Raw genomic sequence first — 25,998 nt, forward strand, 5'->3', positions numbered from 1 at the left:
ATACAGTTATGCCGGAATGTGACACTCGGCCGAACGCCAGCAGCGCCTTGCTTGCCGGACGTAACGTCGATTCCGTCATAAAGGGCGCTGCGCTGGGCCGTATAGGCAATCTTGAAGTGCGGCTCGCTCGCAACGAGGCCGAGATCGCGGCCGCGCAGGAAGTGCGCTACCGGGTGTTCTACGACGAACTTGGCGCCAGGAAGGACCTGTTCCAGGCCCATGACCGCCGGGACGCCGATCGGTTCGATCCGCTCTGCGACCATCTGCTGGTTTTGGACACCACGCTTTCCGGTCCCGAACATCGCCGCATCGTCGGCACATATCGGCTGCTGCGGCAAGAAATCGCGGCCACGGCCGGTGGCTTCTATTCCGAAGGTGAATTCGAGCTGACCAAGCTCATCGCCCGCCACCCCGGCCAGCGCTTCCTTGAACTCGGCCGCTCCTGCGTGTTGCCGGAATACCGCTCGAAGCGCACCATCGAGGCGTTGTGGCAAGGCATCTGGGCTTACATCAACCATTACGAAATCGGTGTGATGACCGGCTGCGCGTCCTTTCACGGCACCGTGCCGGCGGCGCATGCCGAGGCGCTCACCTACCTAGCCCACCACTGCCGGACGAACTCGGCCTGGGACGTGCGCGCGGTGTCCGGGCGCTATTGCTCGATGGATCTGATGCCGATCGAGGCCGTCAATGCCAAGGCGGCGATCGCCGCGATGCCGCCTTTGGTCAAGGGCTATCTGCGCGTCGGTGCCCGCATCGGCGATGGTTGCGTCATCGATCGCGAATTCTCGACGGTCGATGTGTTCGTCGTGATGCCGGTCAAGGAGATCGGCGCACGCTACGTCAACTATTATGGCGGCGAAGCCCAGCGCTTCGCGGCGTGAGATTGAGTAGGCAGTAGGCAGTAGGCAGTAGGCAGTAGGCAGTAGTGATGACGCCACGATTAAGCTCCTGTGACTACTGATTATTCCCTATTCCCTATTCCCTATTCCCTATTCCCTATTCCCTATTCCCCATTCCCTATTCCCTATTCCCCATTCCCTATTCCCTATTCCCCATTCCCTATTCCCTCTCTTCACGGAATATCTTCCGGCCGCCTGCCGGGTCGGCTCTTGTAGGACGGAAACGACCAGCCGAATTTGAGCGCACCACCGCGCACGAGGAACGCCGCCGCAAAACCGGCGAGGTCCGAGGCGAGCGGCGGCAGTCCGGCAAGTTCGCCAAGCGTGTAAAGGCCGGCACCCGCAAGGGCCGCCGTAACGTAGATTTCGGGCCTGAGCAGCACCGATGGCTCGCCGGCGAGGAGATCACGCAGAATGCCGCCGAAAGTGGCGGTGAGCACGCCGGTGATGACGGAGACGACCGGCGAACCGGTAATCGCAAGCCCCTTGGCCGCGCCCATCACCGAAAAAGCGGCGAGCCCGACGGCGTCGAGCCAGAGCAGCCATTTCCAGCGCGATTCGACACGATGCGCGCTGAAGAAGACCAGCACCGCAACCGCGGCGCAGACCAGCACATAGCCGGAGTTGGCGACCCAGAAAACCGGCAGGTTGAGGATAACGTCGCGAAGCGTGCCACCGCCTATCCCGGTGACGCTGGCCAGGAACAGGAAGCCGATAATGTCGAGTTGCTTACGCGAAGCCGCCAGCGCCCCGGTCGCCGCGAAGACGGCGACACCGGCATAGTCAAGAAGCGCGATAGGGTTCATGAGGCCAAGGCAGTAGGGATTAGGGATTAGGCAGTATGAATAGCACGAAGCCGCGCGATTGATACGACTGCCCTAGTTTCCTACTGCCTACTGCCTATCCCCTGCCTCACGCATCTTTCTCAGCCTGTTCGTTCACCGGCCCCGGCTCAACCGGTGCTTCAGCGGCGACGAACTTTGGCCCGCCCTTGGCGACGCCCACCATGGCCGGGCGCAGCACGCGGTCGCCGATCGAATAGCCCGGCTGCACGACCTGGACCACGGTGTTGGCCGGGACATCCGGATTGGGCACTTCGAACATCGCCTGGTGGAAATTGGGATCGAACTTCTCGCCTTCAGGCGCGAGCTTCTTGACCCCATGCCGTTCCAGCGCCGACAGCATGGCGCGCTCGGTGAGGTCGACGCCTTCGATCAGCGCCTTGAAGCCGGCGTCACCCGATGCTTTGGCCTCGGCGGGAATCGCATCCAGCGCGCGGCGCAGATTGTCCGACACCGACAACATGTCGCGGGCGAAATTCGCGACCGCGTAGGTGCGCGCATCGTGCACATCGCGCGCCGTGCGGCGCCGCAGGTTTTCCATCTCGGCCGCCACGCGCAGCGCGCGGTCCTTCAGCTCTTCATTTTCCTTCAGCAGCCGCACAAGGGCTTCATAATCACCGTCGGTGCTGCCTTCCGTGCGCTCGGCTGTGGGCTCGGTCGCCTCGACTTCATCGGGCGCGCGTTCGTCTTTTGCCTGGTCGCTCATCGCCGTTTCCCGTCAATCTCGAATGATGTGGATTTTGTGCCCGATATCGATGTTTGGCGGCCAAAAATCAAGGGGTAAGCGACTATGGAAGCCGCCGGCCAAGGCGGGACAATGACAGGCAAGACATTTCGACTTTAATTCAAATTTTACCTTAACCGCCGGCTTTGCTTGCCACACAGGCATGATGGGGGAACCATTCTCTTGCTGCAGGAGTTTCGAAGCCGAGACAGGATTTTGAGATGATGACCCGCAACATGGGCGAAAAGGCAGAGGGGCTGGCCATCGAGATCAGGCGCCAGTTCGGCGCCGAGGCGGTGACCCGCTTTCTGCGCACCTTGCCGGCCTTCCGCACCGAAGCCGACATCCCCGACCGGCTCAGAGAACTGCTCGACCGCCTCGATGGGGCGGAGCGCGGTGACATCGGCTGGCGCCGGCCGTAACGCAACAATCGATCTTGGCAGCAAACCTCCTATCGGCAATAGCCGGGGAGAGCCGAACCATCTAAGGATAGATGGGTTGGTTCAAATGGAGGACGTAATGCGCAAGGTTTCGATTACCTCATCGCTGATGGCGCTTGTCGGCCTCGGCGCCATAACTTTGGCGGCCTTTCCGGCACAAGCAGACAATCTGCAGCTGCAATTGGGCAAACATGGCCCGCGGCTGAAGCTCATGGAAGATTGCGACCCCGCCTACGACGATTGCGAAGGTCCCCGTCGCGACGATCGGCGCGACCGGCGTCAACGAGGCTGCACGGAAGACCGGGCTCTCGACAAGGCAGAGCGAATGGGCATCCGCCGCGCAAGAATTGAGTCCATCGGCCGCCGGGAGATCACGGTCCGCGGCAGACAGGGTGGCGACCGCGTGCGCGTGACTTTTGGCACCGAGCGCGGCTGTCCTATCCTCGATCGCGAATAGCGGTCGACGTCATCAGCAGGTTGAGCTGGCGGTTGGCTGGCTCGACCGCCAAGCCACGCGACAATTACGCACAGTAATTTTGCGTGATGTTGCCTTGCGGCGGCGAGGCACCGCGCCTATGCTTCCTGATGAACATGATTTCCCCTGAGGCGGTGGCCAACAGCAAGCGCGCCTGGCTGAAGATTCTCGCCCGCTACAAGAAGCCCGACAGGCGGCGCAGCGCCGTCGAACTCGCCATCACCCTCATTCCATTCGCCATACTCTGGGGACTGTCCTCGGCGGCCTATGCCTATGGCCATTGGTGGGGACTGGTCCTCATCCTTCCCGCGGCCGGGTTTCTGGTGCGCATCTTCATGATCCAGCACGACTGCGGCCACGGCTCCTTCTTCGCCAATCGCTACGCCGACGACTGGATTGGCCGCGCGCTCGGCATCCTGACGCTGACGCCCTACGATTGCTGGCGGCGTGCCCACGCGACGCACCACGCCAGCGCCGGCAATCTTGACGAACGCGGCATGGGCGACATCCGGACGCTGACCGTTGCAGAATACCGGCAGATGTCGTGGCGAGGCCGCCTCGCCTACCGTCTCTATCGCCACCCGCTGGTGATGTTCGGGCTCGGTCCGATCTGGCTGTTCATCTTCGAGCAAAGGCTCCCCGTCGGCATGATGCGCGGCGGCCTGACCCCTTGGGTGTCGTCGATGACCACCAATCTTGGCATCGCGGTCGCGGCAGCCATCCTCATCTGGTTCGTCGGCCCAGGCGCTTTCCTGGTGGTCCACCTGCCGATCGTCATCCTCGCCGGTTCGGCCGGCATCTGGCTGTTCTACGTCCAGCACCAGTTCGAGGAAACGGAATGGGCGAAGGATGCCGACTGGGAATTCCAGCACGCTGCCCTGCACGGATCGTCCTATTACGATCTACCGCCGGTGCTGAACTGGCTCACCGGGAACATCGGTGTCCATCACGTCCATCATCTCTCCGCCAAGGTGCCGTGCTACCGGTTGCAGGAAGTGCTGCGGGATTATCCCGAGTTGCGCGACATCGGCCGTGTCACGCTGCTCGAAAGCTTGCGCTGCGTCAAATTGGCATTGTGGGACGAAAACCGCCGCAAGCTGGTGTCGTTCCGCGAGGCACGGGCGGCGGCTTAAGCAATTCCAGGAGAAGTTTGAACGGTTTCCCAGGGAAAGCGCGTAACGTTTTCCCTGGGCAATTGCGTCATAACAAAAGGACCGCCGCGCTATGGGCGCCGCGGCCTGGAGCTCCGATCAGGCAGCCCTGATCATGTCGGCGGCCTTTTCGGCGATCATGATGGTTGGGGCATTGGTGTTGCCACCAATCAGTGTCGGCATCACCGAGGCGTCCACGACACGCAAGGCTTCAAGCCCGCGCACCTTGAGTTGCGGATCGACCACCGCCATCTCGTCGACCCCCATCCGACAGGAGCCGACCGGGTGATAGACCGTGTCGGCGCGGGTACGGATATGGGTCATCAGATCGGCATCGCTCGGCTCGCCGGCGATGTGCATTTCCTTGTGCCGGTAGCGCGTCAGCGCCGGCGAAGCCAGCACCTGCCGGGTGATCCTCACGCCTTTCAGCAGCAGTTCCGCATCGCGCTGGTCGCCGAGAAAGCGCGGATCGATGCGTGGCGCGGCAAATGGATCGGCGCTGGCCAGCCCAACCTCGCCACGTGAGTGCGGCCGCAATATGCAGACATGACAGGAAAAACCGAAGCCGTAGTGCAGCGTGCGCGCATGGTTTTCGACCAGGCCGATGACGAATTGCAGCTGCAGGTCAGGGCGTTCAAGCGCCGGGTCGGATTTGACGAAAGCGCCGCTCTCGGCCGCCGGCGAGGCGATCAGCCCGGTTCCATCCCGGCGCCACTGCGCGATGTGCCTGAGGAAACCCAACGCGCCGCGCGGGCTCATGCCAAGCATATCGGTGTCCTTCGATCTCCAGCCGACGATGAAATCGAGGTGATCCTGCAGGTTCTTGCCGACGCCCGGCAATTCGTGGACGACGGGAATGCCATGCACGGCAAGTTCGGCCGCCGGGCCGATACCCGATAGCAACAGAAGCTGCGGCGAACCGAAGGCACCGCCACAGAGGATCACCTCGCGCGACGCCTGTGCCACTGTCTCGCCTTTGCGTGTCCGGTAGCGGATGCCGGTGGCGCGCTTGCCGTCAAGGACGATGCCTGTGGCGTGCGCCCGCGTGACCACGGTCAGATTGGTCCGCTGCATCACCGGATGGAGATAGGCGGCGGCAGTCGAACAGCGCTCGCCATTACGGGCGCCACCGGCAAACTGGGTCACCTGGAAATAGCCGGCGCCCTCTTGTTCCGGTCCGTTGAAATCGTCCGAGGCGCGAATCTGGTTTTCGCCACAAGCCTCTATGAAGGCCTTGGCGATCGGCCTCGGCGAGCGCTGGTTCGACACTTTCAGCGGGCCGTCCCCGCCATGCAACGCATCAGTGCCGCGCTCATTGCCCTCGGCGCGCCGGAAATAGGGCAGCACCTCATCCCACGACCAGCCCTCGCAGCCTAGATTTGCCCATTCGTCATAGTCGCTGCGATGGCCCCTGACATAGAGCATTGCATTGATTGCGCTGGAGCCGCCCAGCGCCTTGCCGCGCGGCTGGTAGCCCTTGCGGCCGCCAAGACCTTGCTGCGGCACGGTCTCGAAGGCCCAGTTGTTGATTCTGGGCCGGCCGGAAAGCATGCTGATAATGCCAGCAGGAGCGCGGATCAGCATATCCCTGCCCTCGCCGCCAGCTTCGATCAGGCAGACCGTTTTCGATGGATCTTCCGAAAGCCGCGCGGCAAGCGCACAGCCGGCGGACCCACCGCCGGCTATGACATAGTCGTAACGCATGAAGACCCCTCCCCGATCGTCCACGGATTTCCATCCGGATGATCAAGAAAAGGCCTGAACACGACTGATGTAAAGACGCGCGGAATTACCGCAACGTCAGCTGCTGCGAACGCGCCGCCAGGAGTATTTCGGGCCTTTTGGTTCCGGCACGGCGGCTGGCTGGTAGTAGAGCCCCAATCCGCCGGTACGGTCCTCCTCCAGGCGCTTCAACAGCACCGGATTGGAAATCTCGAACTCGTCGAAGCCCAGCCGCAGCATATGCGGCAGCTGGTCCACCAGCACCTGGCCCGTGGCGCGAACGGCACCTTCGAAATGGTAGCGGCCGCGCAGCAGTTCTCCCTTGGAGAACGAGCGGCCGTCGCTGAAGGCCGGGAAGGCCAATGCCACCAGCGACAGCTGGTCGAGCAGGTCGGCAATCTTCTCGAGCTGATCACCCGGCTGCAGCACGACGCCGAGCCGTTCCTTGGCCGAGCGGCGTACCTCCGGATCGAGATCGAGGAAGGCTTGCAACGGCAGGATGAAGCGGCCGTTGCCGGACAGCGCATCGGCGCTTTCGGCATGCGTCCACTCATCCTCGTGAAAACCCGCAGTGGTCCAGAGTCGGGTCTCCGGTGTCGTCGGTCCAGTCATAAAGATTCCTAAAGCCCCAAGATCCAGGTCCGCTGAAAGTCCATCCCACGCAAAGCCGGCGGTCTCCGGACGAAGGTCGCCGTTTGCAGGCCGGCTGAATTTCAGCATACCCTATAGTGATGCGTCGGTCAGCGACTTCTCCAGCCCCGACAGGTGAATGCCGCACTCGGTCTTGGCATGACCGGCCCAGCGGCCGCTGCGCGCGTCCTCGCCCGGCTGCACCGGCTGCGTGCACGGGAAGCAGCCGATCGACAGATAGCCATAGGCGACCAGTGGATTTTCGCGCAGCGCATGCGCGCGCATATAGTCGGCCTGGTCCGATGTCGTCCAATGCGCCAGCGGATTGATGCGGATGCGTGGACCGACCGCCTCGAACACCGGCAGCGCTGCCCGCGTCGCGGCCTGGAAACGCTTGCGGCCGGTGAGCCAGGCTCGAAATGGCGCGACACCGCGCGCCAGCGGCTCCACCTTGCGCACGTCGCAGCAGGCGTCGGTGTTGCTCTGATGCAGATTGCCCGTCGGATCGATCCGTTCGAGTGCTGCTTCCTCGGGTTTGATCACCCTTATGTTGGTCAGCCCGAAATCGGCGGCGAGCGCGTCGCGATAGCCGAGCGTCTCCTCGAAATGCTTGCCGGTGTCGAGGAAGATGACCGGCAGTGTCCGGTCGATCTTGGCGATCATGTGCAGCAGCACAGCCGAATCCGCGCCGAACGACGACACCGCAGCGATCTCGTCAAGGAACAGTTCGCGGGCCGAGCGTTCGATGATCTCGAGCGGCTTCAGATGACCGTAGAGCGCATCGAGCCCCGCCGCTTTGGCGGCGATGCCGTCATCGACGTCTCCAATACGGTCAAGCGGCCTTGGCTTCGCCAGCATAGAGCGCCTCCTTGAACGGCGCGGGACCGACTCGGCGGTAGGCGTCGATGAATTTCTCTTGTGGGTCGAGCCGAAGGCCGAGATAGGTCTCGACGATCTGTTCGATGGCGTCGGTGATCTCTTCCGACGAGAAGCCGCGGCCGATGATCTCGCCGACCGAGGTGTTCTCGTCTGCCGAGCCGCCCAGCGTCACCTGATAGAGTTCGGAGCCCTTCTTCTCGACGCCGAGGATGCCGATGTGGCCGACATGGTGATGACCGCAGGCGTTGATGCAGCCGGAGATCTTCAGCTTCAGTTCGCCGATCTCGCGCTGCCGTTCCAGCGAGGCGAAGCGTTGCGAGATTTCCTGCGCGATCGGGATCGAGCGCGCCGTGGCCAGCGCGCAATAATCGAGGCCCGGGCAAGCGATGATGTCCGATATCAGGTTGGAGTTGGCTGTCGCCAGACCGATGCCGACCAGCGCATCATAGACCGCCTTGAGGTCGGCGCGGGCCACATGCGGCAGGATCAGGTTCTGCTCATGGCTGACACGCAGCTCGTCAAAGCCATATTTCTCGGCGATGTCGGCGATCGCTTCCATCTGGCTGTCCGAAGCGTCGCCGGGCACCTCGCCGATGCCCTTCAGCGAGATCGTCACCGCCGCATAGTCGGGATGGCGGTGCGTCACGACGTTCTGGTCGAGCCACTCCGAAAACCCCTTGGAATCGAGCCGCGCCAGCTTGACCGCCTGGTCGCCTTCCGGCCGCCCAGCGAGCACCGGTGGCGCGAAATAGGCCTCGATCGCGCGGATGTCGGCTTCCGGCAGCTTCAGCTCGGCGTCCTTCAACTCCAGCCACTCGGCCTCGACCTGACGGGTGATCTCCTCGACGCCGGTCTCATGGACGAGGATCTTGATGCGCGCCTTGTACTTGTTGTCCCGGCGGCCATAGAGGTTGTAAACGCGCAGGATCGCCGTGCAGTAAGACAAAAGATCGGCTTCCGGCAGGAAGTCGCGGATTTTCCGGGCAACCATCGGCGTGCGGCCCTGGCCGCCGCCGATATAGACGGCAAAACCGAGTTCGCCGGCGGCGTTCTTCTTCAGGTGCAGGCCGATGTCGTGGGTCTGAATGGCGGCGCGGTCGCGCTCGGCGCCCGTCACCGCGATCTTGAACTTGCGCGGCAGGAACGAGAATTCCGGATGCACCGACGACCACTGGCGCAGGATTTCCGCGTAGGGACGCGGATCGGCGACTTCGTCGGCGGCAGCGCCGGCGAAGTGGTCTGCGGTGACGTTGCGGATGCAATTGCCGCTGGTCTGGATGGCATGCATCTCAACGCTCGCGAGATCCGCCAGGATCGCCGGAATGTCAGACAGCGCCGGCCAGTTGAACTGGATGTTCTGGCGCGTGGTGAAATGGCCGTAGCCCTTGTCGTATTTGCGGGCGATGTGGCCAAGCATGCGCAACTGCTTGCCGTTCAGCGTGCCGTACGGCACCGCGATGCGCAGCATGTAAGCATGCAGTTGAAGATAGACGCCGTTCATCAGCCTCAATGGCCGGAACTGGTCCTCGGTGATCTCGCCGGCAAGACGACGCTGCACCTGGTCGCTGAACTCGGCAACGCGGGCCTGGACAAAATCGTGGTCGAACTCATCGTAACGGTACATGCTTGGTCTTTCAGGGCGCGTCCGCCCATGCCTGGTGTCTTGGTTATGCTGCCCGCGCAGCCTGCTTGCCGAGATCGTTGCGAATGGTCGGGCCGGCGGCGCGGATCTTCTCGCGCAGCCGCACCGGTTGGACGACGCCGTTGACGACTTCAGCGTCGATCAAATTGACGTCGACCACTTCGTTGGCGGCATAGGCCTTGGCGCCGGTCGCCTCGAGCCTGTCCTCGGCTGCCTTGTCATGGGCGAGGTCGGCATGGTCCACCGTCTCGGCCCAGCCGCCATCGGCGTACCAGACGGCAATACCGTCGGTGAGGCGGTTGGCGGTCAGTATCTTCATTGCTGAACTCCTTCGGCGACCGAACTGGACGCGCCTTCATGCCTGTGTGCCGCCAGCGGCTCGGACCGTTCAAAGTTGGCGCCGGCGACCGCATCGCCGATGATGGTCATGACCGGGCCGGAAAGATCGGCGCGCGTTTCCAGCGACGGCAGGTCGGCAAGCGTGCCGTGGAAGCGACGCCGGTTGGCGAGGCTGGCATTCTCGACCACGGCCACCGCCGTATCTGGCGACAGACCCGCCTCGATCAGCCGTCCGGCAACCTCGGCGGCCACCGAGCGGCCCATATAAACGGCGACGGTGGCGCCGGAAATGGCGAGCTTGGCCCAGTCGGGCAGCGAATTGCCCTTGAGGTCGTGGCCGGTGGTGAACACCATCGACGAGGAGACACCGCGCAAGGTCAGCGGCAGTTCGAAATCGGCGGCGGCGGCAAAGGCCGCGGTGACGCCCGGAACCACCTCATAGGCGATGCCGGCATCGCGAAGTGCCGCCATCTCTTCGCCGGCCCGGCCGAACACCAGCGGATCGCCTGACTTCAGCCGCACGACACGCTTGCCTTCACGGCCAAGCTCGACCAGCAGCGCATTGATCTCAGCCTGGCTCTTGGTGTGACAGCCCTTGCGCTTTCCGACCGGCAGACGCTCGGCATCGCGGCGACCCATGGCAACCACCGCCTCCGGCACCAGCGCGTCATGGACGATGACATCGGCTTCCATCAGCAGGCGGTGTGCGCGCAAGGTCAGAAGATCCTCGGCGCCCGGACCGGCACCGACCAGCGCGATGTGGCCGCGAGCCGGCGCATTCGAAAGCAGGAGATCGACGGCAGCATCATGCGCCTGCGAAAGCTGACCGATTTCAGCCGCGCGTGCAGGAGCACCAGTGAAGAAATCATTCCAGAAGCGGCGCCGGGCATTGCCTCTCGGCAGCAGCTTCTCGGCAGCCCCGCGAAACGAAGCGGCAAGCGTTGCCAGCGGCCCGAGCGACGGCGACAGCATACGGTCGATGCGGCCGCGCAGCATCTGCGCAAGCACCGGCCCGGCGCCTTCGGTGCCGATGGCGATGGCGACTGGCGCGCGGTTGACCAGCGCCGGGGTGAAGAAATCGCAAAGCTCAGGCCGATCGACGGCATTGACCGGAATGCTTAGGCGGCGCGCATCCGCAGCCACCCGACGGTCGAGTTCCTCGTCGCCGCTGGCGGCAAACACCATGATCGCGCCTTCGAGCTGCGATGCGTCGTAAGCGGCGGCAAAATGGCTCGCGCCGGCCTGGGCGACGAAGGCGAGCAGGTCAGGCTCGGCGTGTTCCGCGATAATCCGCAGGACCGCACTCGACTGTCCGATCAGCCGCGCCTTGGCCAGCGCCTCTTCGCCGCCGCCAACGATGGCCACAGCTTCGCCCTCGACCCGCATGAACACGGGGAAGGCATTGAGCTTGGGAGCAGTGTGCGACATGGACGCGAGCGGAATCCTGAATGAGCTTGCAGTTCTACGCGCGGGCGCGAGAAACCAGAAGGAACGCACTCGCGCATCCCTTATCGGGATGCAATTGCTTTTCTGAAAGCATCCCGGCCAAGAGAAAAATATTTCTCGTTTACAGATGGAGCGGATTCAAGCTGCTGTCGCAGGCCTTGTTTTCCGGGTCTTTTAGCGCCCGGGGAGAAAAGCCGCAAAACCGTTTTTTCTAAATTCTACCAAATTAGTAGATTAAAGCCGCGAACTCTGGATAGCCAGAATGTCCAACGCCGACGCGGCTGCCGACTGGAACATTAGTGGCTCGGGGCGCGTTCTCAAAAGGCCTGTCATATCGGATCGAAACCCCGGCTGCGGAACGCCACGAAAGGCCACCACGCGGCTGAAAAGGAGCCTGTCATCATGAACACAATCATACTCAAGCACGGTATCTGGGTCATGGTGGCCGATGGCGAGAAGGCGCTTTTCCTCCGAAACGCCGGCGACAACAAATATCCGAATCTCGAGGTGGTGCAGGAAATGCAGCAGGACAACCCGCCCACCCGCGAGCAAGGCAGTGACAGCCCGGGCCGATACAATGATGGTCCCTCCGTACACCGCAGCGCAGTCGAGGATACGGACTGGCACCGCATCGGCAAGGAGCGTTTCGCCGATGAAATCGCCGCCCGGCTCTACAAGCTCGCGCATGACGGCGAATTCAGCGAGATCGTGCTCGTCGCACCGCCGGTGGTGCTTGGGACAATGCGCAAAAAGCTGCATAAGGAGGTCGGGGACAAGGTGACCGCCGAAATTCCCAAGACATTGACCAACCATGCCATACCGGAAATCGAGGCCTTGCTGCAGGCAGCCTGATCATTGTCGATCGGCCCTGACCGATCGAGACGAATAGCACCGCACAAATTCCGATTTGACCGGCAGCTTTCTCGGCTGCCGGTCAAATATTTGCGGCAGCGCCGTCGATTTCATGGCTTTGCGGGTTGCATCGCCGACATACCATCCACCATATTGCAAACAGGCGGCGGCTTTGGGCGGCGCTCATCCAACATCGCTGTTTTTGAAAGGCGCTCCATAGACAATGCCGCATGACACGCCCCTTATCGCCACCATCGTCGCCGGTCTGGGGCTGGCTTTCGTCTTCGGGGCTCTCGCCAATCGCTTCCGCATTCCGCCGCTGGTCGGCTATCTCGTAGCCGGCGTGCTGGTCGGGCCGAACACGCCTGGCTTCGTCGCCGATGCCGGCCTTGCCAACGAACTGGCCGAAATCGGCGTCATCCTCCTGATGTTCGGCGTCGGGCTGCACTTCTCGCTCAAGGATCTGCTGTCGGTGCGTGCCATCGCCGTGCCGGGCGCCATCGTCCAGATCGGCTTTGCCACCGCACTCGGTGCCGGGTTGTCGTGGATGCTCGGCTGGTCGATGGGCGCGGGACTGGTGTTCGGCCTGGCGCTGTCGGTGGCCTCGACCGTGGTGCTGCTGCGTGCCCTGCAGGAACGGCGGATGATCGAGACCGAGCGCGGCCGCATCGCTGTCGGCTGGCTGATCGTCGAGGACCTGGCCATGGTGCTGGCGCTGGTGCTGCTGCCGGCGCTCGCCGGCGTGCTCGGCGGCCAGGAGCAGACCGACGCACATGCGAGCGGGCTGCTGTCGCTGCCGGCCAGCTACGGCATCTGGGGTGTCGTCGGCATCACGCTGGCCAAGGTCGCCGCTTTTGTGATCGTCATGCTGGTGGTCGGCCGCCGGGTCATTCCCTGGATCCTGCATTACGTCGCCCATACCGGCTCGCGCGAACTGTTCCGGCTGGCGGTTTTGGCCATCGCGCTCGGCGTCGCCTTCGGTGCGGCAAAACTATTCGGTGTCTCGCTGGCGCTGGGCGCCTTCTTCGCCGGCATGATCATGAGCGAGTCCGAGCTCAGCCACCGCGCCGCCGAGGAATCGCTGCCGCTGCGCGATGCCTTTTCCGTGTTATTCTTCGTCTCGGTCGGCATGCTGTTCGACCCGTTCAGCCTGATCAGCAATGGCTGGCCGATCCTGGCGACGCTCGCCATCATCGTCATCGGCAAATCACTGGCCGCATTCGCCATCGTTGTCGCCTTCGGCTATCCCATCGCCACGGCGCTGATAATTTCGGCAAGCCTTGCCCAGATCGGCGAGTTCTCCTTCATCCTGGCTGAACTCGGCGTCGGGCTGAAGCTGCTGCCGGAACAGGGCCGCGACCTCATTCTGGCCGGTGCGATCCTGTCGATTGTCCTCAATCCGCTGATGTTCCTGGCCATCGACTGGATGAAGCCGTGGCTGGAACGGCGCGCCGCCAGGACGGCACCGGTTGAGGCAAAACCGGTTGGTCCGGCGACGGAGCCGGGCCAGGTAGCCTCTGTCGCGGCAACGACGAAAAGGGAGGACGGCCCGCCGCCAAAGACGGCACTCACCGGCCATGCCATCCTGATCGGCTACGGCCGTGTCGGTGGCCTGGTCGGCTCGGCGCTGAAAGACGCGGCAATGCCCTTCCTGGTCATCGAGGACGCCGACAAGACGCTGGCGAAGCTGAAAGCGGACAGCATCGAGACCGTCGCCGGCAATGCGGCCAATGCCGAAGTGTTCGCCGCCGCCAATCCCGAAGGTGCCAGCCGGCTGATCCTTGCCATCCCCAATGCCTTCGAGGCCGGCCAGATCGTGCTCCGCGCCCGCGCCGCCAATCCCGGTATCAACGTCATCGCCCGTGCCCATTCCGATGCCGAGGTCGAACATCTCAAGGGTTTGGGCGCCGATACGGTGATCATGGGTGAACGCGAGATTGCGCGCGGGATTGTGGAAGAAGTTCTCGGTTCCAAACCGGAGTTGAGGCGCGAAACCGCCGAGCCATCGGTGGCCTGAGTTCCAAAGCCCAGGCTGCACTCTCGCACGCTGGCACCGTGATCGGCTCGACCACCCTTTCAAGCGAGCATCACGCCACGAATGCAGAGCCGCCATTTTGCGCGATACCACTGAGGTATTTGGCCGGCGGCTTCCCAAGCGCCTTCTTGAACATGGTGATGAAGGCCGTAACGGAACCATAGCCGAGATCGCCCGAGACCTGCTGGACACTCTTGCCGGAAGCCAGTTCCCGAATTGCAACGATCAAGTGCAATTGCTGGCGCCAGCGCCCGAAACTCAGCCCTGTCTCCTTTGCCACAAGGCGGGCGAGGCTGCTTTCGCTGAGCGCCACGCGATTGGCCCATTCCGCCAGTGTGCTGCGGTCGGCGGGATCCTGCGCCAACGCCTCGGCGATCCTGTTCAAGCGCGGCTCGGACGAGATCGGCAGGTGTAGCTGCTGGACAGCCATGCGTGGCAATTCGGTGAGCAGTATCTTGATCAGGAGTTCGCCCCTCGCCCCGTCATCCTCCATCCGATCGGAAAGCTCGATGATCAATTCGCGCAGCAGTGGCGAGATCGAAAGCGTGCAGCACCGCTTCGGCAGATCGGCGGCTCCCGGCTCTATGTAGACGAAAAAAATCCGGGCGTTGGCGGTTGCGACATTGCTGTGCTCCATGCCGCCTGGGATCCACACCCCGCAATGCGGCGGCACCATCCATAGACCGCTTGGGACGCGGCATGTGACGCCGCCTGCAAGCGCGAAAACGAGTTGGCCCTTTCGGTGCCAATGGGAGGGTACCTCCGCTCTGGTCTCTGGGATATCGACGCGCACGGCAATCGCGGGCGCGGAAAGGTCATCCACATCGAAATCGAGCCAGGGGTAGCTGAGAGGCTGCTTCATGGTTGACGGCTTTTAGCGATCAATTGCCTTCATATCTAAATTATTCAAAGGCAAAGATCGATAGGGTCCACTTGCGAACGAGCGGTGCGACCGCCGCGCAGCCAGGAGGTATCAACCATGCTCGCCCTCGTCATCTCCTCCGACAGCGCGACCGGACTGAGGATCTCGGAGCTTGCCGAGCCTCAACCGGCGTCGAACGAGGCGCTTGTCTCGGTCCACACGACCTCGTTGAATCGCGGCGAACTGCGCCTGCTCAGCATACGTCCGAACGGCTGGATACCCGGCCAGGACATCGCTGGGATCGTCGAACGGGCAGCAGCCGATGGCTCAGGACCGGCCGTTGGCGCCCGCGTCGCGGCTTTGGTCGATCAAGCCGGATGGGCGCAACGTGTCGCCGTTCCGACCGACCGTCTCGCCGTCCTGCCCGATGACGTCAGCTTTGCCGCCGCCGCCACGTTGCCAGTCGCGGGCACGACGGCGCTGAGGACTCTACGCCATGGCGGCGACCTGACCGGCCAGCAGGTGCTGATTACCGGTGCAAGCGGCGCGGTCGGCCGTTTCCAGGTCCAGCTCGCCCGCGAGCAGGGCGCCTCGGTGACGGCAATCGCCGCTGCCCGGCACGCCGAGGATCTCCGCGGCCTCGGAGCCAGGCAGATTGTCGAAGCGATCGAGCTGGCCGAGGGACCGTTTTCGCTGATCACGGAGTCGGTGGGCGGCAAAAGCCTCGCACACGCGATCGAACGCATCGCACCTGGCGGGACCATCGTCATGTTCGGTTCGAGCAGCGGCGAACTGACGCCTGTCGGGTTCCGCCAGTTCGTTCCGGATCATGAGGGAGCAAGGCTTCAGACTTTTGCGTACTACACGTCTGGACCAGGCATTGGCGAGGACATCGCCTCGCTGCTCGCTCTGGTCGCAGCCGGCCGGCTCGAAACGCGCGTGGCCTTGACCGTGCCGTGGACAGACATCGCCCAAGCGCTGAACGCACTGCGACAGCGCAGCTTCAGCGGCAAGGCCGTTCTCACCATAACAGGATGAGCATCCTGTTTTGTCACACGTGCTGGCCGCCATTGATGTGAATTTCCGAGCCGGTCACGTAGGACGCCTGCTGCGAGCACAGGAAGAAGATGATGTCGGCGACTTCGGCCGTGGTGCCGAGCCTTCTCAAGGGGATCGTCTCGACGATCTTGTCGGTGCCCGGTGACAGGATCGCGGTGTCGATCTCGCCGGGCGCAATGGCGTTGACGCGGATGCCGTGCGGGCCGAAATCATGTGCCATCTCGCGCGTCAGCGAGCCAAGTGCCGCCTTCGATGTCGCGTAGGCCGTGCCGGCGAAGGGATGCACGCGGGTTCCGGCGATCGAGGTTACGTTGACGATCGAGCCCTTGGCCGCCGCCAGTTCCTTGAACAGGCCGCGCGCCAGCATGATCGGCGCGAAGAAATTGACCTGGAACACGTCGCGCCAGACATGCATCGGCGTGTCGATCGAATCCATACGGCTGTTGCCGTCCTTGAGCTTCGGCGAAATGCCGGCATTGTTGACCAGTGCATGCAGCTGGCCGCCATGCGCTTCCAGCCGGTGGCGGATTTCGGAGACGGCGATGCCGACATCCTCCTGATCGGCGAGATCGACCTTGATGTGGTCTTCCGGCCCGGCCGGCCACGGGCAATCCTCGGCGAAAGCCTGCCTGGAGCAGGTGATGACGCGCCAGCCCTCGCGCGAAAAACGCTTGACGGTGGCGTGGCCGATGCCGCGGCTGGCGCCGGTCAGCACGATGGTCTTTCTGGTGTCGAGTTCAGTCATTTCAAGGTCTCCGGCCGGCAGATGTAGCCGAACGCCGCCGAGGTGGCGAGAGGCCGAAATGTCACCATTCACGTCAAAGGAGGAACCGGGAAGCCAACTCGCCGTTGGTTCGGGAGTGCAGGACAAGGGTGCGGGGTTTCACATCAAATCAATCGGACAGAGCCATGACACAGACAGCACCCCTCGACATCGCCACGGCCTTCACCAAGGCGTGGACAGGCCACGACCTCGAAAAGCCAGCATCCTATGTCGCCGACGACGTCGTTTTTGATGGGCCGATGCAGCAATCGACCGGCAAGGCCCCCTACCTGAAGGGCCTGACCAAACTTTCACAGGATGTGACCGGTGTGCGCATGATCGCTGCTTTCGGCGACGATCACCAGGCGCTGCTGATGTATGACTTGATGACAAAGTCGTCCGGCGCGCTTTCCTGCGCCAAGCACCTTACCGTCCGCGATGGCAAGATTCACAGCGACAACCTGACCTTTGACAGCAAGAAATTGGGCAACGCCAAACCACGGAATTAGCGGATCGGATCAGCCGCCAAGGAGTTCGAGGATGGAGGTCTGCCGCTTTTTGCGCGGACCGCCGACGTCGCCTGGCGGCACCGGGTGCTTGATCGATGCGGTGGCGCCGTCATCCTCTGGCATGGAAAGGCCATCGGCATCTACGGTTTGGGCGGGACGGGCCGCGCGGGACGGCGCTTGGGCAACCGGCGCTGCTGGCCGCGCCGGAGCCTGCTGGCCGACCGACGTTGACGGAACCGGCGCCGTGTTGTTCGCCGAGGGTATCTCGTCGGGGACGAATGTGTCGGCCGGCGTCGATTTCCAGGTGCCGGGCAGTGGCCGCACCGGCACACCCTCGTGGGCCGCAACCATGAACTCGTGCCAGGCCTGCGCCGGCAGTGCGCCGCCGGTGACCTTCTTCATCGGGCTGCCATCGTCATTGCCGAACCACACACCGGTGGTGAGGTTGGCGGTGTAGCCCACGAACCAGGCGTCGCGCGAATTCTGACTGGTGCCGGTCTTGCCGGCCGATGGCCAGGCGAAAGCCGCTTTCCGGGCAGTGCCGATCTCAACCGTGCCCGTCATCATCGAGTTCATCATGCCCACGATCTCAGGCTTGACGACGCGCGGCGCGCTGCCGCCGCCGCTGTCGTAAAGCACCTTGCCCTCGGTGGTCGTCACGCGCCGGATGAAATGGATGTCGGGCTTGTAGCCGCCATTGGCAAAGGGGACATAGGCCGAGGTCAGCTCCAGCGGCGTCACTTCCGAAGTGCCGAGCGCGATCGAGGTGTTGGACTGCAGATCGGACTGGATGCCCATGCGGTGCGCCGCCTCGACGACCGCGTTCGGCCCGACCTCCATGGTCAGTTGCGCCGCCACCGAGTTCAGCGACTTGGCCAGCGCGGTGGCCAGCGTCACCTTGCCGAAATACTTGCCGCCGTAATTGTCGGGCGTCCAATTGCCGATCTTGATCGGCGCATCGTTGCGGATGCTGTCGGGCGTGCGACCGGCTTCGAGCGCGGCCATATAGACGAACGGCTTGAACGCCGAGCCCGGCTGGCGACGTGCCTCCGAAGCACGGTCGAACTGGCTCGTCGAATAGTCGTAGCCGCCGACCATGGCGCGCACCGCGCCGGAATCGTCGATCGACACCAGGGCGCCCTGGCTGACGTTGAGCTTCTTGCCGCTGTCGTCGATCAGCCTGCGGATCGATTGTTCGGCGAGCTTCTGCAGGTTCAGGTCGACGGTGCTGTCGATGACGATGTCGCCGCGTACGTCGCCGATCAGGTCGGGCAGTTCCTCCATGATGGTATCGGCGACGTAATTCTCCGAGCCGGTCCAGTAGGACGGCGCACGCGTTGCCGGCGCGCTCATTGCCGAGGTCAGTTCCTTGGCGCTGATCTTTCCCTCGTCGCGCATGGCGGCAAGCACCAGTTGCGAGCGTTCCTCGGCGGCCTTCGGATCGCGTGCCGGCGACAGCCGCGACGGCGCCTTCAACAGGCCGGCAAGCAATGCGGCTTCCGACAGGGTGACGTCACGCGCGCTCTTGCCGAAATAGCGGCGCGAGGCGGCCTCGACGCCATAGGCGCCGGAACCGAAATAAACCCGGTTGAGGTACATTTCGAGGATCTGGTCCTTGGTGTGCTTGTGCTCCAGCCACAGCGCCAGCAGCACTTCCTGCACCTTGCGCTCCAGCGTGCGGTCGGGTGTCAGGAACAGGTTCTTCGCCAATTGCTGGGTCAGCGTCGAACCGCCCTGCGAGAAATGCCCGCCAAGCACATTGGTGACCATGGCGCGAGAAAGCCCGATCGGGTCGATACCGAAATGCGAGTAGAAGCGCCGATCTTCAATAGCGATGACGGCTTCCGGGATATAGGGCGACATTTCATGCAGGCCGACGGCCTCGCCACCGCTCATGCCGCGATTGGCGAGCAATTGGCCATCTGCCGAAACGATCTTGATGTTGGGGGCGCGGTCGGGAATCGACCAGGTCGTCGCCGCCGGCATCTTGGCGCCATAGTAGACGACGATGCCGGCCACGCCGATGCCGCCCCAGATGGCCAGCACGAAGCACCAGTAGAACAGCCGGCCGAGCACACCGAACAGGCCGCGCCGGCTTCTGCCGCGCTTGGCCCGCGACGATTTCCCTTTGGCCGGCTTGCGTTTTGCGGAGGCTTTGCGATTGCTCGGCACGACGCGATCCTCCTCGTTCACCGAAAGACCCGCCGAGGACCGCGCCTGCGGCGGCCCCTCGAAACTGGGTTCGATGCGACTGTCCCTGCGGTTCGCCATGCGCTGTGCTTGATATCCCCGATGCCTATGGCGTTCGGGTTGAAGAGTAGATGCGGCGATTTAAGGGCGGGTTAAGTCGTGTCCGAATGCCGGCCTTGGCATTGGTCAACGATGTTGATGCGAAAAAGCCGCTACGCCTTGATATCTCGCTAGAGACCCGCCGCCTTCGCCAGATAGGGCGCCAGCGCCAGCGCATAGGTGGCCGTCATATGGTGATGGTCGCGCCAGACGATGATGTTGCCGACCACGGCCGAACAGCTGTTCTTGCCACATAAGGCATCGTTCATGTCAACGACGCGGACCCCCGGCAATGCCCCTGCGGCGAGGGCGAAGACGTCGCTCGTCTCCACCTCGTGTCGCGCGTTGACGCATTTGTCGGGATCGGCGGCCAGGCAATCACCGGGATCGAACTTGACGAAAGGCGTGTTCCGGATGGCGATAATGCGCACGCCGGCTCTGTTCAAGTCGCTCCAGATGCCGCGCAAACCGTCGATCATTGCTGGCTCCGGTGTGTCGGAATAGCGAGACTGGCTGGTGAACATCAGGTCTGGCCGCAATTTCCTGATCTCGGCGAGAACGTTGTCGCGCCATGTTGCGCAGGCCTCATACGGCTTACCGTCATCCGTCACCGCGGCAAGGGTGAAAGGGCATGCAGCCTTGGTGAAGGTGACCAGTTTCCACTTGCGGTCCCTGGCAATCTCGTCGATGGCCGGGATCCATTGTGCTGCGTGTGAATCGCCTGCGACGACAATGGTCCTGGTTCCCTGGGGATCGCCGAGCTGGCAGCCCACAGCTTGCGTGCTGTCCTGCTCCTGATGGCATTTCAGTCGATAGACGATCGGTACGTCACGCCTGAGTTTGCCGAGGGATGGCAGCAGTTCCACGTCGCGCGGAACCGAAGCGTTGGCAAGCAGCGCTGCCGGCCCTGGATAATTCGGTGTCCCGATCAGGGTGATATCGACGTCTTGCCTGTCGAGCGCATAGCCGAACCCACCCGACACCATCACGCAGACGGCAACGGCGGCAGTGGCATAGGCCAGAGGTTTCCGTTCCGTATCCGGCCGCGGCTGCCGGTAGCGCTGTTCGACATATCGGTAGGACAGGTCCGAGATTGCCAGCGTCAGGGCGATCAGCACGACACCTGCAAAGAGCCCGGCGGCGGGGCGATGCGCCGAATAGAAAACAACCAGCGGCCAATGCCAGAGGTAGATCGAATACGACCGGTCGCCGACATAGCAAAGGATGCTGGCGTCAAGTGCGCGAAACCGACCTAGTTTGATGCCGCCGGCGGCAATGATGAGCACCGTTCCCAGGGTCGGCAGCAACGCAAGAGCGCCAGGAAATGGCGTCGAGGCGGAAAGGAAAAGCGCTGAAAACCCGATAGCGCCAATACCGGTCATCGCCATTGCGGTGCGCAATGGCAGCCCTGCCCTGAACCGATGGACCGTCAGCGCCAGCAGGCCACCGAGCGCCAGCTCCCACAGACGGGTATGGGTTACGAAATAAGCGGCGGCCGGATCGCTCCGGGTGATGAGAACCGAGGCGATCAGCGATCCGGCAAAAACCGCGGTCAGCCCTACGAGGAATACGCCTTTCGCTGGCCGCCCGAGACGGCGCGCCAGCCAAAGGCCTGCCACCATCAGCAATGGCCAGACGATATAGAACTGCTCCTCGATCGATAGAGACCAGTAATGTTGTACCGGGCTCGCCGCCTCCTCGGCGCCGAGATAGTCGACCGCCTGCCAGGCAAGCCGCCAGTTCTGCACATAGAGCGCACTGGCAGCGACCTGGATCGCCGTCTCTTCCCAACGGGCCATGGACAGGAAGACCAGCGTTCCGGCGAGCGTGGCAAGAAGGGCCAGGATCGCAGTCGGCAGCAGTCGCCGCACTCGCCGCGAATAAAAGGCCATCAGCGAGATGCGACCATCGCGCAACGCCATGCGGGCAAGCAGACCGGTGATGAGATAGCCCGAGATGACGAAGAACACATCGACCCCGACATACCCACCAGGAAGAACCGCGGGCCAGATGTGGAAAACCACCACCAGGGCAACGGCAATGCCACGCAGCCCCTGGATTTCAGGCCGCAATGCAACAGGCCCCTCAGCGTTTTCTGTCAACACCACCCGCCTCAGACCTGATTTCAGATGGGCTCGAACTTCACATCCGGCTGGTCGGGACCGCCCGCTTGCCGCAACAGCGCGAGAATGTGTTCGCTCCTGTCAACCTGCTGTCGCCTCCAGTTCGAGGCGTTCGTTACATGCAGCCAGCCATCGACCACCATGAAAAAATCCTCGGATTGATCATGTCCAGCGCCGAAGCGAAGCGATTTGTTTTCAGCGAACCGAACCATCGCCGGGTCGATCGACCTGTAGAGCACCGGCCAGTTGCCGCCGCCGGAATCCATATGAAACTTGTAGCTCGGGGCGAAATCCAGCCGCCGTCGCAACAGGCTTCCATCGAAAAAACAGAAGCCGGGCCACAAAAACCAGCCGCCTGGTGTCGGCGTATCGCGCCGCACGCTGCCGTAGAGGCTCTTGCCCTCCATCCGGTCGCGGATCGAAAATGGTTCAGTTGGAAAGATGTCATGATCGATGAAGCCGAAAAGCTTCGGCCCGAACCCAGGCAAGAAATTCCGCACGATCCAGTTGAGCGCTTGACCGTGCGATCTGCTGACGACCAGCCTGTTCTTCGGCAATGCCACATAGGGAACATGCTGGCGACGGCAGAGATCGCGGATCGCTTGCCTCGCCTCGTCCTTCTTGCTGTTGTCGAAGACGATGTAGCTCTCGTGCTCGGCAACGTATCGGCGCACCAGGTGGATCTGCCATTCGATCATTTCGGGCCGGTTGAAGGCCACGGTGGCGACGACCGCACCGCGGAATACCTGCTCTTGCCCTTGCAATTCGCTGACCGGCGCGGATGTCCTCAGAAAGCGAAACACCCGCCAATGATAGCGCAACAGCGCCTCGCGCCTTGGCGGCCTGTTCAGCCTCTCCCATTCCGCGACGGTAATTCTGGGCGGATCGTCGTCTTCCGGCGCGTCGGAAGCCCCCATGTCGCGCTCCTGCATCTGCCCCACCGGTGCAGGCTAGTTCTGCTGGATCGAAATGCCCTTGTCGTCGATCTTGAGTTCGACGCCTTTGGGTTTGGTCTGCTCGCGATAGACGTAGATGCCGAGCGCAATGACCACGACGACGAGCGCGCCAATGACGAGATAGAGCGTATTCTGTTTCATGGCGCGCTCTTTGCGTTGTCGAGCCTCAGGCTCTTTTCAGGACCTTGACCAGCACCAGCAGGATGATGGCGCCGATCGTGGCATGGATGATCGCGGCGAGAGTGCCGCCGCCGATGGAAAATCCGATCCTCGGAAACAGCCAGCCAGCGATGAACGCGCCGACGATACCGACAATGATGTTGCCGATCAGACCGAAGCCGAAGCCGGAAACGATAAGACCGGCGAGCCAGCCGGCGATGGCACCGATGATGATGAAGACGAGCAGGCTTTCGACACCCATAGAGAGTTCCTCCGAGCAAGAGGGCGACGGCGGAACGGAAAGCTCCGAATCGGCCTCGATATCAACGGCTTCAGGCTATTCGAAAGCGGTCGGCCTCACCAGCGGCGCCATCATTGATCGTCATCGTCGCTTGCGGCAGGGCGCCAACTGGTCGGCTCGACCTTCTTTTGCGTGTGACTGTCGATATAGACCCACCAGCCGTCGTCGCGATATTGCGCGATGGATTCATTGATGACCCCGTCGCTGTCCTTCCAGGTCACGGAGACCTTGGAGCCGTCTGTCGGTGCGGTCGCAATCGGCTTTCTGTCCGTCATGTCATCCCCTTTTGAGCCGGCAAAGCTGAGCCGACAGAACGCCGCGGCCCGCATCGGTTCCAGCCGCGGAGCGCGCCGACGACCGTCAGCTATGGGCGAAGATATCCTCTTCGTCCCAGCCCATCAGGTCAAGCTTGGCACGCGTCGGCAGGAAGCGGAAGCAGGCATCGGCTTCCTTGATCCGCCCATCGCGCGCCAGCCGTCCGGCAAGCACATCGCGCAACCGGTGCAGATAGAGCACATCGGAAGCTGCATATTCGAGCTGTTCGGGCGACAGCGTCTCGGCCGCCCAGTCCGACGATTGCTGCGCCTTGGAGAGGCCGACGCCAAGAAGCTCGAAGCAGATGTCCTTCAGCCCGTGGCGGTCGGTGTAGGTGCGGGTCAGCCGCGAGGCGATCTTGGTGCAGAACACCGGCTCGGGCATGACGCCGAACGCATTGTAGAGCACGGCAAGGTCGAAGCGTCCGTAGTGGAACAGCTTGGTTACGCCGCGGTTCCGCAGCAGGCTGACGAGGTTCGGCGCCTTCTTCTGGCCGGGCGCGATCTGGATCACATCGGCCGTGCCGTCGCCAGGCGAAATCTGCACCACGCACAGCCGGTCGCGATGCGGATTGAGCCCCAGCGTTTCGGTGTCGATGGCCACTGCCCCGACATTGTAGTGCGAGAGGTCGGGCAGATCATGCTTGTGGAAACGGATATCGGCCATTGTCTTCTCCGGTCGAGCCTTGCGCGTCCCTTGACCCGCAAGGGACGCTGTAGCGCTTTGTCTTGTGGCCCGTCCTCGCCGCGTTCCGCTGAAAAATCAACTGAAAGTTGATTTTCACGCCGCGTCAGCGGGTCAGCGCATCGAGAATCCGCGCCCAGGAGCGCTGGCCCTTGTGGAAGGAGCTGAGCTCGTATTTCTCGTTGGGCGAGTGGATGCGGTCGTCGTCGAGGCCGAACCCGACCAGCAGCGATTCCATACCGAGATAGGTCTGGAAGTCGCCGACCACCGGGATCGACCCGCCGCTGCCCGTCGTCACCGCCGGCTTCGGCCATTCGTCGGACAGCGCATCCTTGGCCTTGGCCAGGAAGGGCGAGTCGTAGGAAAGCTGGATTGCCGGCGAGCCGCCATGCGGATGGAATTCGACCGAGCAGTCGGCCGGAATCCGCTCCTTGACGAATTTCTGGAACGCCGCGCGGATTTTCTTGGGATCCTGCTTGTGTACGAGGCGAAACGACACCTTCGCCGAGGCTTCGGCCGCGATCACCGTCTTGAAGCCCTTGCCGGTGTAGCCGCCGATGATGCCGTTGAACTCGGCCGTCGGCCGCGCCCAGGTCAACTCCAGCACGGAGCGGCCCTTTTCGCCCGACGGGATCGACAGGCCGACTGGCCCGAGGAACGTCTCGGCCGTCTCGCCCAGCGTCTCCCAAGATTTCAGGATCTGCGAAGGCGTTTCCTCGACGCCGTCATAGAAGCCGGGAATGGTGATGTGACCGTCCTTGTCGTGGATATCGGCCAGCACCTTGGCCAGGATGCGGATGGGGTTGGCGGCGGCACCCCCATAGAGGCCCGAATGTAGGTCGCGATCGGCCGCCTTCACCGTGATCTCCTCACCGACCAGCCCGCGCAGCCCGACGCAGATCGACGGCGTGTCGCGGTCCCACATGCCGGTATCGCAGACCAGCGCGAAATCGGCCTTGAGTTCGTCGGCATTGGCTTCGAGGAACGGCTTCAACGAGGGCGAGCCGGATTCCTCTTCGCCCTCGAACAGGATGGTGATGCGGCAAGGCAAATTGCCGTGCACCTGCTTCCAGGCGCGGCAGGCCTCGACGAAGGTCATCAGCTGGCCCTTGTCGTCGGCCGAGCCGCGTCCGGTGATCACCTTGTGATCCGGGCCGACCTCCTTGACCGCGGGGGCGAACGGGTCGCTTTCCCACAATTCGATCGGATCGACCGGCTGCACGTCATAATGGCCGTAAAACAGCACATGCGGCGAACCGGCCGGGCCATCGTGATGGGCGACCACCATCGGGTGTCCGGGCGTGTCGCGCACACTGGCATCGAAGCCGATCAGCTTGAGCTCCGCCACGAGCCATTCCGCCGCCTTGCGGCAGTCGGCGGCATAGGCCGGATCGGTGGAGATCGACTTGATCCTGAGCAGGCCGAACAGGCGTTCGAGGCTCTGGTCGAGATTCTTGTCGAGACGGTCGAGGACGGGGGAAACTGCGGACATATGTGAAGCCTTTCGATTCAGAACCCGAACCGTAAAGGCAGGACAGCAAAACGAAAAGCCCGCGATCATTGGACCACGGGCTGCAAACGTCTGTCTGGGATAAAAAAGACCGCCGTGGTGGAGGGGGAACCACGGCGGCCTTCTACTCGAAACGATGCGGCAGCCCGGAGAGGGGGGATAGGCTGCCGCAGGTGTCCGGGATAGGCGGGGGACGGGCCTTGCTCCGGACTCGGCGAAAACTGCCGATGACGTGTATTTGGGTCTCTGAACGTGGCGATTCAAGGGCACGAAAATTACAGTTTTGTAACATAGGCGTGAGCGGGGTGACGGCGATCTGTCAGGGTGTTGCCGGAACCGATAGTCGAGGCTGCCTTTGGCATGGACCAAGCCGCCGCGCCGCGCTATCC

The 25,998-nt window shown here is 63.0% G+C and carries 26 protein-coding genes; 8 read left to right on the top strand and 18 right to left on the bottom strand.

Annotated features, from left to right (window positions below):
* Positions 1-8 precede the first annotated feature (8 nt).
* Entirely contained in the window at positions 9-884 is an 876-nt protein-coding gene (olsB, locus tag NKI21_RS22470; RefSeq protein WP_023812526.1) for a l-ornithine N(alpha)-acyltransferase, read from the top strand.
* Between the two features lie 191 nt (positions 885-1,075).
* Here olsB and NKI21_RS22475 read toward each other — a convergent pair whose 3' ends face one another.
* Together NKI21_RS22475 and grpE are read right to left on the bottom strand one after the other, a co-directional pair.
* The gene (locus NKI21_RS22475; protein WP_352440853.1) at positions 1,076-1,708 is read right to left on the bottom strand and encodes a trimeric intracellular cation channel family protein; all 633 of its coding nucleotides are present in this window, start codon (positions 1,706-1,708) and stop codon (positions 1,076-1,078) included.
* 106 nt (positions 1,709-1,814) lie between these two features.
* Positions 1,815-2,450, bottom strand: coding sequence for a nucleotide exchange factor GrpE (gene grpE, locus NKI21_RS22480; RefSeq protein ID WP_127296395.1), 636 nt, complete (start codon positions 2,448-2,450; stop codon positions 1,815-1,817).
* Positions 2,451-2,689: 239 nt separating this feature from the next.
* On the opposite strand from grpE, the gene NKI21_RS22485 reads away from it, so the two are divergent.
* The 3 genes from NKI21_RS22485 to NKI21_RS22495 all read left to right on the top strand — a co-directional run bounded on the left by NKI21_RS22485 (position 2,690) and on the right by NKI21_RS22495 (position 4,516).
* Positions 2,690-2,890 carry a hypothetical protein gene (locus NKI21_RS22485; RefSeq protein ID WP_023812523.1) on the top strand — a complete coding sequence of 67 codons (201 nt, stop codon included), beginning with the start codon at positions 2,690-2,692 and terminating at the stop codon, positions 2,888-2,890.
* 97 nt (positions 2,891-2,987) lie between these two features.
* Entirely contained in the window at positions 2,988-3,365 is a 378-nt protein-coding gene (locus NKI21_RS22490; RefSeq protein WP_023812522.1) for a hypothetical protein, read from the top strand.
* 128 nt (positions 3,366-3,493) lie between these two features.
* Positions 3,494-4,516 carry a fatty acid desaturase gene (locus NKI21_RS22495; protein ID WP_023812521.1) on the top strand — a complete coding sequence of 341 codons (1,023 nt, stop codon included), beginning with the start codon at positions 3,494-3,496 and terminating at the stop codon, positions 4,514-4,516.
* Positions 4,517-4,633: 117 nt separating this feature from the next.
* Here NKI21_RS22495 and NKI21_RS22500 read toward each other — a convergent pair whose 3' ends face one another.
* The 6 genes from NKI21_RS22500 to cysG all read right to left on the bottom strand — a co-directional run bounded on the left by NKI21_RS22500 (position 4,634) and on the right by cysG (position 11,174).
* Positions 4,634-6,238: a GMC family oxidoreductase gene (locus NKI21_RS22500; protein WP_023812520.1), complete on the bottom strand. Its 1,605-nt coding sequence runs from the start codon at positions 6,236-6,238 to the stop codon at positions 4,634-4,636.
* 96 nt (positions 6,239-6,334) lie between these two features.
* Entirely contained in the window at positions 6,335-6,868 is a 534-nt protein-coding gene (locus NKI21_RS22505; RefSeq protein WP_023812519.1) for a DUF934 domain-containing protein, read from the bottom strand.
* A 111-nt stretch (positions 6,869-6,979) separates the two neighbouring features.
* Positions 6,980-7,744, bottom strand: coding sequence for a phosphoadenylyl-sulfate reductase (locus tag NKI21_RS22510; RefSeq protein ID WP_023812518.1), 765 nt, complete (start codon positions 7,742-7,744; stop codon positions 6,980-6,982).
* Positions 7,719-9,389 carry a nitrite/sulfite reductase gene (locus tag NKI21_RS22515; protein ID WP_023812517.1) on the bottom strand — a complete coding sequence of 557 codons (1,671 nt, stop codon included), beginning with the start codon at positions 9,387-9,389 and terminating at the stop codon, positions 7,719-7,721. The genes NKI21_RS22510 and NKI21_RS22515 overlap by 26 nt, the downstream gene beginning before the upstream one ends.
* Positions 9,390-9,432: 43 nt before the next feature.
* Positions 9,433-9,726, bottom strand: a complete 294-nt coding sequence (locus NKI21_RS22520) for a DUF2849 domain-containing protein (RefSeq protein WP_023812516.1) — start codon at positions 9,724-9,726, stop codon at positions 9,433-9,435.
* On the bottom strand, positions 9,723-11,174 hold the full coding sequence (cysG, locus tag NKI21_RS22525) for a siroheme synthase CysG (protein WP_023812515.1): 1,452 nt from the start codon (positions 11,172-11,174) through the stop codon (positions 9,723-9,725). The genes NKI21_RS22520 and cysG overlap by 4 nt, the downstream gene beginning before the upstream one ends.
* Before the next feature lie 420 nt (positions 11,175-11,594).
* Between cysG and NKI21_RS22530 the strand changes: the two genes are divergently transcribed.
* Together NKI21_RS22530 and ybaL are read left to right on the top strand one after the other, a co-directional pair.
* Positions 11,595-12,044, top strand: a complete 450-nt coding sequence (locus tag NKI21_RS22530) for a baeRF12 domain-containing protein (RefSeq protein WP_023812513.1) — start codon at positions 11,595-11,597, stop codon at positions 12,042-12,044.
* 223 nt (positions 12,045-12,267) lie between these two features.
* Entirely contained in the window at positions 12,268-14,061 is a 1,794-nt protein-coding gene (ybaL, locus tag NKI21_RS22535) for a YbaL family putative K(+) efflux transporter (protein WP_352867376.1), read from the top strand.
* 70 nt (positions 14,062-14,131) lie between these two features.
* Here the strand turns inward: ybaL and NKI21_RS22540 are convergent, their stop codons facing one another.
* Entirely contained in the window at positions 14,132-14,941 is an 810-nt protein-coding gene (locus NKI21_RS22540; RefSeq protein WP_352867379.1) for an AraC family transcriptional regulator, read from the bottom strand.
* Between the two features lie 117 nt (positions 14,942-15,058).
* Here NKI21_RS22540 and NKI21_RS22545 point away from each other — a divergent pair, with 117 nt between their 5' ends.
* Positions 15,059-15,979 carry a zinc-binding dehydrogenase gene (locus NKI21_RS22545; protein ID WP_352867382.1) on the top strand — a complete coding sequence of 307 codons (921 nt, stop codon included), beginning with the start codon at positions 15,059-15,061 and terminating at the stop codon, positions 15,977-15,979.
* A 13-nt stretch (positions 15,980-15,992) separates the two neighbouring features.
* On the opposite strand, the gene NKI21_RS22550 is transcribed toward NKI21_RS22545, so the two are convergent.
* Positions 15,993-16,745, bottom strand: a complete 753-nt coding sequence (locus tag NKI21_RS22550; protein ID WP_023812510.1) for an SDR family NAD(P)-dependent oxidoreductase — start codon at positions 16,743-16,745, stop codon at positions 15,993-15,995.
* Between the two features lie 164 nt (positions 16,746-16,909).
* Here NKI21_RS22550 and NKI21_RS22555 point away from each other — a divergent pair, with 164 nt between their 5' ends.
* Positions 16,910-17,272, top strand: a complete 363-nt coding sequence (locus tag NKI21_RS22555; protein ID WP_352610157.1) for a nuclear transport factor 2 family protein — start codon at positions 16,910-16,912, stop codon at positions 17,270-17,272.
* 9 nt (positions 17,273-17,281) lie between these two features.
* Here NKI21_RS22555 and NKI21_RS22560 read toward each other — a convergent pair whose 3' ends face one another.
* From NKI21_RS22560 to NKI21_RS22595, 8 genes are all read right to left on the bottom strand, one after another.
* Positions 17,282-19,543: a transglycosylase domain-containing protein gene (locus NKI21_RS22560; protein WP_352867386.1), complete on the bottom strand. Its 2,262-nt coding sequence runs from the start codon at positions 19,541-19,543 to the stop codon at positions 17,282-17,284.
* A gap of 149 nt (positions 19,544-19,692) precedes the next feature.
* Positions 19,693-21,663, bottom strand: coding sequence for an acyltransferase family protein (locus tag NKI21_RS22565; protein ID WP_352610154.1), 1,971 nt, complete (start codon positions 21,661-21,663; stop codon positions 19,693-19,695).
* Positions 21,664-21,686: 23 nt separating this feature from the next.
* Positions 21,687-22,601, bottom strand: coding sequence for a hypothetical protein (locus NKI21_RS22570; RefSeq protein WP_352610152.1), 915 nt, complete (start codon positions 22,599-22,601; stop codon positions 21,687-21,689).
* Between the two features lie 33 nt (positions 22,602-22,634).
* On the bottom strand, positions 22,635-22,781 hold the full coding sequence (locus tag NKI21_RS22575) for a hypothetical protein (RefSeq protein ID WP_013529552.1): 147 nt from the start codon (positions 22,779-22,781) through the stop codon (positions 22,635-22,637).
* Positions 22,782-22,806: 25 nt separating this feature from the next.
* Entirely contained in the window at positions 22,807-23,061 is a 255-nt protein-coding gene (locus NKI21_RS22580; RefSeq protein WP_013529551.1) for a GlsB/YeaQ/YmgE family stress response membrane protein, read from the bottom strand.
* A 110-nt stretch (positions 23,062-23,171) separates the two neighbouring features.
* Positions 23,172-23,375 (bottom strand): hypothetical protein, encoded by a 204-nt coding sequence (locus tag NKI21_RS22585; protein WP_127296410.1) that lies wholly within the window; start codon positions 23,373-23,375, stop codon positions 23,172-23,174.
* Between the two features lie 85 nt (positions 23,376-23,460).
* Entirely contained in the window at positions 23,461-24,081 is a 621-nt protein-coding gene (locus NKI21_RS22590) for a ribonuclease D (protein ID WP_031213535.1), read from the bottom strand.
* A 124-nt stretch (positions 24,082-24,205) separates the two neighbouring features.
* Complete coding sequence (locus NKI21_RS22595; protein ID WP_352610150.1) at positions 24,206-25,591, bottom strand: M20/M25/M40 family metallo-hydrolase; 1,386 nt, start codon at positions 25,589-25,591, stop codon at positions 24,206-24,208.
* Between the last annotated feature and the right edge of the window lie 407 nt (positions 25,592-25,998).

Source organism: Mesorhizobium sp. M0715, assembly GCF_040320355.1.
Lineage (GTDB): Bacteria > Pseudomonadota > Alphaproteobacteria > Rhizobiales > Rhizobiaceae > Mesorhizobium.

Coding starts and splice junctions, on each gene's coding strand:
- NKI21_RS22485 (WP_023812523.1), top strand. CDS start 2,690: ATGATGACCCGCAACATGGGCGAAAAGGCAGAGGGGCTGGCCATCGAG.
- NKI21_RS22500 (WP_023812520.1), bottom strand. CDS start 6,238: ATGCGTTACGACTATGTCATAGCCGGCGGTGGGTCCGCCGGCTGTGCG.
- NKI21_RS22505 (WP_023812519.1), bottom strand. CDS start 6,868: ATGACTGGACCGACGACACCGGAGACCCGACTCTGGACCACTGCGGGT.
- NKI21_RS22560 (WP_352867386.1), bottom strand. CDS start 19,543: ATGGCGAACCGCAGGGACAGTCGCATCGAACCCAGTTTCGAGGGGCCG.
- NKI21_RS22575 (WP_013529552.1), bottom strand. CDS start 22,781: ATGAAACAGAATACGCTCTATCTCGTCATTGGCGCGCTCGTCGTCGTG.
- NKI21_RS22590 (WP_031213535.1), bottom strand. CDS start 24,081: ATGGCCGATATCCGTTTCCACAAGCATGATCTGCCCGACCTCTCGCAC.
- NKI21_RS22580 (WP_013529551.1), bottom strand. CDS start 23,061: ATGGGTGTCGAAAGCCTGCTCGTCTTCATCATCATCGGTGCCATCGCC.
- NKI21_RS22570 (WP_352610152.1), bottom strand. CDS start 22,601: ATGGGGGCTTCCGACGCGCCGGAAGACGACGATCCGCCCAGAATTACC.
- grpE (WP_127296395.1), bottom strand. CDS start 2,450: ATGAGCGACCAGGCAAAAGACGAACGCGCGCCCGATGAAGTCGAGGCG.
- NKI21_RS22585 (WP_127296410.1), bottom strand. CDS start 23,375: ATGACGGACAGAAAGCCGATTGCGACCGCACCGACAGACGGCTCCAAG.
- NKI21_RS22495 (WP_023812521.1), top strand. CDS start 3,494: ATGAACATGATTTCCCCTGAGGCGGTGGCCAACAGCAAGCGCGCCTGG.
- NKI21_RS22510 (WP_023812518.1), bottom strand. CDS start 7,744: ATGCTGGCGAAGCCAAGGCCGCTTGACCGTATTGGAGACGTCGATGAC.
- NKI21_RS22530 (WP_023812513.1), top strand. CDS start 11,595: ATGAACACAATCATACTCAAGCACGGTATCTGGGTCATGGTGGCCGAT.
- cysG (WP_023812515.1), bottom strand. CDS start 11,174: ATGTCGCACACTGCTCCCAAGCTCAATGCCTTCCCCGTGTTCATGCGG.
- ybaL (WP_352867376.1), top strand. CDS start 12,268: ATGCCGCATGACACGCCCCTTATCGCCACCATCGTCGCCGGTCTGGGG.
- NKI21_RS22555 (WP_352610157.1), top strand. CDS start 16,910: ATGACACAGACAGCACCCCTCGACATCGCCACGGCCTTCACCAAGGCG.
- NKI21_RS22550 (WP_023812510.1), bottom strand. CDS start 16,745: ATGACTGAACTCGACACCAGAAAGACCATCGTGCTGACCGGCGCCAGC.
- NKI21_RS22490 (WP_023812522.1), top strand. CDS start 2,988: ATGCGCAAGGTTTCGATTACCTCATCGCTGATGGCGCTTGTCGGCCTC.
- NKI21_RS22475 (WP_352440853.1), bottom strand. CDS start 1,708: ATGAACCCTATCGCGCTTCTTGACTATGCCGGTGTCGCCGTCTTCGCG.
- NKI21_RS22545 (WP_352867382.1), top strand. CDS start 15,059: ATGCTCGCCCTCGTCATCTCCTCCGACAGCGCGACCGGACTGAGGATC.
- NKI21_RS22520 (WP_023812516.1), bottom strand. CDS start 9,726: ATGAAGATACTGACCGCCAACCGCCTCACCGACGGTATTGCCGTCTGG.
- NKI21_RS22595 (WP_352610150.1), bottom strand. CDS start 25,591: ATGTCCGCAGTTTCCCCCGTCCTCGACCGTCTCGACAAGAATCTCGAC.
- NKI21_RS22515 (WP_023812517.1), bottom strand. CDS start 9,389: ATGTACCGTTACGATGAGTTCGACCACGATTTTGTCCAGGCCCGCGTT.
- NKI21_RS22540 (WP_352867379.1), bottom strand. CDS start 14,941: ATGAAGCAGCCTCTCAGCTACCCCTGGCTCGATTTCGATGTGGATGAC.
- olsB (WP_023812526.1), top strand. CDS start 9: ATGCCGGAATGTGACACTCGGCCGAACGCCAGCAGCGCCTTGCTTGCC.